Genomic DNA, 3,652 nt, shown 5'->3' on the forward strand with positions numbered 1-3,652 from the left:
ACAAAATCCAGTCCCCTTGCTTCCAGTTCCTTATCCAGTTCATTGAGTATGATATTTGCTAACAGGGGCGATATATTTCCTCCCTGTGGTGTGCCGACTATCGTTTCTTCATACTCATCGTCAATCATCACTCCACTGACAAGAAACTTCCTTACCACCGAAATGACATCTCCGTCCTTTATTGTCCGTCCGATAACAGTCATCAGCCTGTCATGGTCTACTGTGTCAAAGAACTTTGCCAGGTCGATGTCCACAACCCAGCTATGTCCGTCATTCATCATTTCTAACGCTTTCAGGACTGCCTGCTGTGCACATCTTCCGGGTCTGAATCCATAGCTGTGGGCGTGAAACTGCTCCTCAAATATCGGTGTGAGTATCTGCGCTACCGCCTGTTGTATAAAGCGGTCAACTACTGTTGGCACGGCAACAGCAAAAAGCACTTGACCACAGCAGGGATTTGGGAACGGCAACGATCCTCCATCCCTACCATCCTCTCTATGGGCAGAGCTTCCCCATCCTGAAGATCAGGAAAGTGGACGGGCAACGCCGCTACTCACTCCGTTCTGAGGATGATATCTTCTCCGTCCCGGAGTCCTGGATTACCGATACCGGGCAGAATGCTTTTTCCGAAAGCTATTTTGATGCTGATACGGTAAAAGCTCTCCTTGAACTTGCCAAACTGCTGTAGAAATCCGTAAATTTCCATTGCCACAGGGTAGACTTTTCCTTCTCCCTGTGGTATAATCTTATCATGAATACTACTAATAAGAACAGCAGACCTTATAAATCAGCAACCACTGACACTCTCAAAGCCCGCCGTCAGGAACTCCTTGACATGATGCCGGATCCGGCACACGTCATAAGGGCCTCCCTGATCACCAAGTCCATCAAATGCGGCAAGCCTAACTGCAGATGTGCCAATGGCGAAGGCCACCAGAGCCTGTACCTTTCTTCTTATTACAATGGGAAGACCCAGCTGGATTCTGTACCGAAAGTTTATAAAGGCAAAGTTTCCCAGTGTATCAAAGATTATGAGGACATCACAGGACTGCTTGCAGAACTCAGCTGCATCAACCTGGAACTGTTCCGGCGCAGAGAGATCGACCTTTAGCCTGAAAGGAGGAGCCCCTAATGGAAGCAACTCTCATGTATCTGACCGGTAACGACTCCCGTCTTGCGCAAGAACTCATATCAGCACTTTCAATCCTATTCATCTCCTTCTTTTCAGCTGGAAAGGAGGATGAAAATGAAGCAGAACCTGTCAATCCCGTCCAAAGTACGGGCGGAACACCTGAACCGGGAAGCCCTGGTCTATGTCCGCCAGTCAACGATGGCCCAGGTACGGTTCAACCAGGAGAGCACCCAGAGGCAGTACGCCCTCAGGGAAAGGGCGTTATCGCTTGGCTGGCCGGAAGAACAGATCCGCGTGATCGACGGGGATCTGGGCATCTCCGGTTCCGGACGTTCAAAACGCCCGGGCTTTGCCCAGCTCGTGACAAGCGTATCACTGGGCGAAGTCGGCGCAGTGCTCGGACTGGAGATCTCACGCCTTGCCAGGTCTTCAGCCGACCTCATGAAGCTCCTTGAGCTCTGCGGGCTGTTCGGCACCCTCGTGATCGACGAAGACGGCATCTATGACATGTCCGACTTTAACGACCGGCTCCTTATCGGCCTGAAAGGCACCATGGGCGAAGCAGAGCTCCACTTCCTCCACGCCCGTATGATCGGCGGAAAGGAAAACGCCGCTTCCAGGGGAGAACTGCGCTTCCCGCTGCCTGTTGGCTACATCTACGACACCGGTGGCAGGACCATCATGGATCCCGATGAAGAAGTACAGCATGCCCTCTCCACCCTGTTCTGGGCATTCCGCACATCCGGAAGCGCCTATGGTGTTGTCCGGTATTTCGCCGAAAACAATCTTTCTTTCCCCAAGCGGGCTTATGGAGGCGCATGGGATGGGAAGGTCACATGGGGGACGCTGACCCACAGCCGTGTCCTTGGCGTCATCCACAATCCTGCTTATGCCGGAGCGTATGTGTATGGACGCTATCGTGATAATAAGACCATTGATGCCGACGGACACTTCGAACACCACCCCGTCCGCCTCCCAGACAAAGAAGACTGGAAAGTATTCCTCCCCGACCATCACCAGGCTTTTATCTCCTGGGAAGAATTCGAGGAGAACCAGAAACGCCTTGCCTCCAACCAGACGAATATGGAGCGCTGCGGCCCGGCACGTGAGGGGGCCGCCCTCCTTACAGGAGTCCTTCTCTGCGGGAGATGTGGCCGCCGTATGACAGTCCGTTACACGGGGACCGGCGGCATACGCCCTTTATACGAATGCATCGGCCGCTGGGAGCATGGCAATAAGGCAACCTGTTCCTCTGTCCCTGCCGAAGCTCTTGACCAGGCAGTCTCCGAAAGGATCCTCGCCATCATGAAGCCCTCAGAACTGGAGCTCTCCCTGAAAGTCATGCACAGCATAAATGATGCGGACAGGATGTCAGATAAACAATGGCTCCTCTCCATCGAACGTGCACAGTATGAAGCTGACCGCGCAGAGCGGCAGTTCATGCTCGCAGACCCGGAAAACAGACTGGTTGTCCGCTCCCTGGAGTCCAACTGGAACCAGAAGCTCAAAGAACTGGAAAGAGCAAAACAGGACTATGCCACATACAGTTCCAGAAAAGCCTGGGTCCCTTCCGAAAAAGAAGAACAGGACATCCTGAACCTCGCGCAGAAGATCCCAGAGATCTGGAATGCACCGACTTCTACGCCAAAAGAAAAGAAACGTGTCATCCGTATCCTAGTGGACGATATCACTGTCCTGGCAGAAAAGCGATGCCCTGATTTTTCAATAGGCATCCGGTTCCGCAGCGGGAAATGCGAACAGCTTTCCTTAAAAAAGAACCTTCCCTATGGCGACCGCAGGCGGCACACTGACAGTACCGTTTCCAGAATCCGTGAACTGGCAGCGACCCTGGATGATTCCGGGATTGCAGCACGGCTGAACCAAGACGGGCTGGTTACCCCTGAGGGAAAGGCCTTCACATATGCCGGGGTTCGGTGGATCCGTTATAAATATGATATTTCCGGCCCCTACGAAAGAAACCGGCAGGGCATATCTGTCGCTGAGGCCGCAGGGCTGCTCGGCATATCCGCCGACAGGGTCTACTACGGCATATCTGCCGGTAAGATTCCCGCAAGGAAGCAGCATCGGGGCTGGCCATGGGAAGTCCTGATTGATGATTCCAATCTCGAATCGATAAAAGCACTTTACACATGATGCTTTTAATAAAGCGACTGCCTTCATGATACCCGGAGGCAGCATTCCAAAACAACGTTGGGAGGTGTGCAGTATGAAGAAACCATGGGCACTCCCAGGTTTCTTACTCCACCGTCTGGCTTTGGTATCTCCACCCTGCGGACTGGTTGCGGTTTGTACTTCCTTGTCCGCAATTGCTCCTTGATGTTTTCGCCGTTTTCCGAAAGGTATCCGCCCAGTTCTTCGACGGTCATGCCGTCCACTCCTGCCGCTCCTTTGTTCCTTACGACTTGCAGATATGCCGCATTGAGATTATCTTTACTTAATATCTGCTCCATGAGACTACTTGTGTCCATGCGTTGTTTCCTTTCTTCCCCTTTTGCCTTT

3 protein-coding genes and 2 pseudogenes are annotated in these 3,652 nt (G+C 52.6%); 3 read left to right on the forward strand and 2 right to left on the reverse strand.

The features are described 5' to 3' along the window. Positions 1-428, reverse strand: a pseudogene (locus NSB25_RS28780) (reverse transcriptase domain-containing protein); the annotation flags it as partial. Positions 429-457: 29 nt separating this feature from the next. On the opposite strand from NSB25_RS28780, the gene NSB25_RS28785 reads away from it, so the two are divergent. The 3 genes from NSB25_RS28785 to NSB25_RS28795 all read left to right on the forward strand — a co-directional run bounded on the left by NSB25_RS28785 (position 458) and on the right by NSB25_RS28795 (position 3,286). Then, positions 458-688 carry a DUF5372 family protein gene (locus NSB25_RS28785; protein ID WP_146040226.1) on the forward strand — a complete coding sequence of 77 codons (231 nt, stop codon included), beginning with the start codon at positions 458-460 and terminating at the stop codon, positions 686-688. Between the two features lie 63 nt (positions 689-751). After that, positions 752-1,111 carry a DUF6788 family protein gene (locus tag NSB25_RS28790; RefSeq protein WP_103242743.1) on the forward strand — a complete coding sequence of 120 codons (360 nt, stop codon included), beginning with the start codon at positions 752-754 and terminating at the stop codon, positions 1,109-1,111. 135 nt (positions 1,112-1,246) lie between these two features. Continuing rightward, a complete protein-coding gene (locus NSB25_RS28795) occupies positions 1,247-3,286 on the forward strand; it encodes a recombinase family protein (RefSeq protein WP_103242742.1) in 2,040 nt (679 codons plus the stop codon). A gap of 77 nt (positions 3,287-3,363) precedes the next feature. Here the strand turns inward: NSB25_RS28795 and NSB25_RS28800 are convergent. Then, positions 3,364-3,621, reverse strand: a pseudogene (locus NSB25_RS28800) (group II intron reverse transcriptase/maturase); the annotation flags it as partial. Positions 3,622-3,652 lie beyond the last annotated feature (31 nt).

Source organism: Acetatifactor muris (genome assembly GCF_024623325.1).
GTDB classification, from domain to species: Bacteria; Bacillota; Clostridia; order Lachnospirales; family Lachnospiraceae; genus Acetatifactor; species Acetatifactor muris.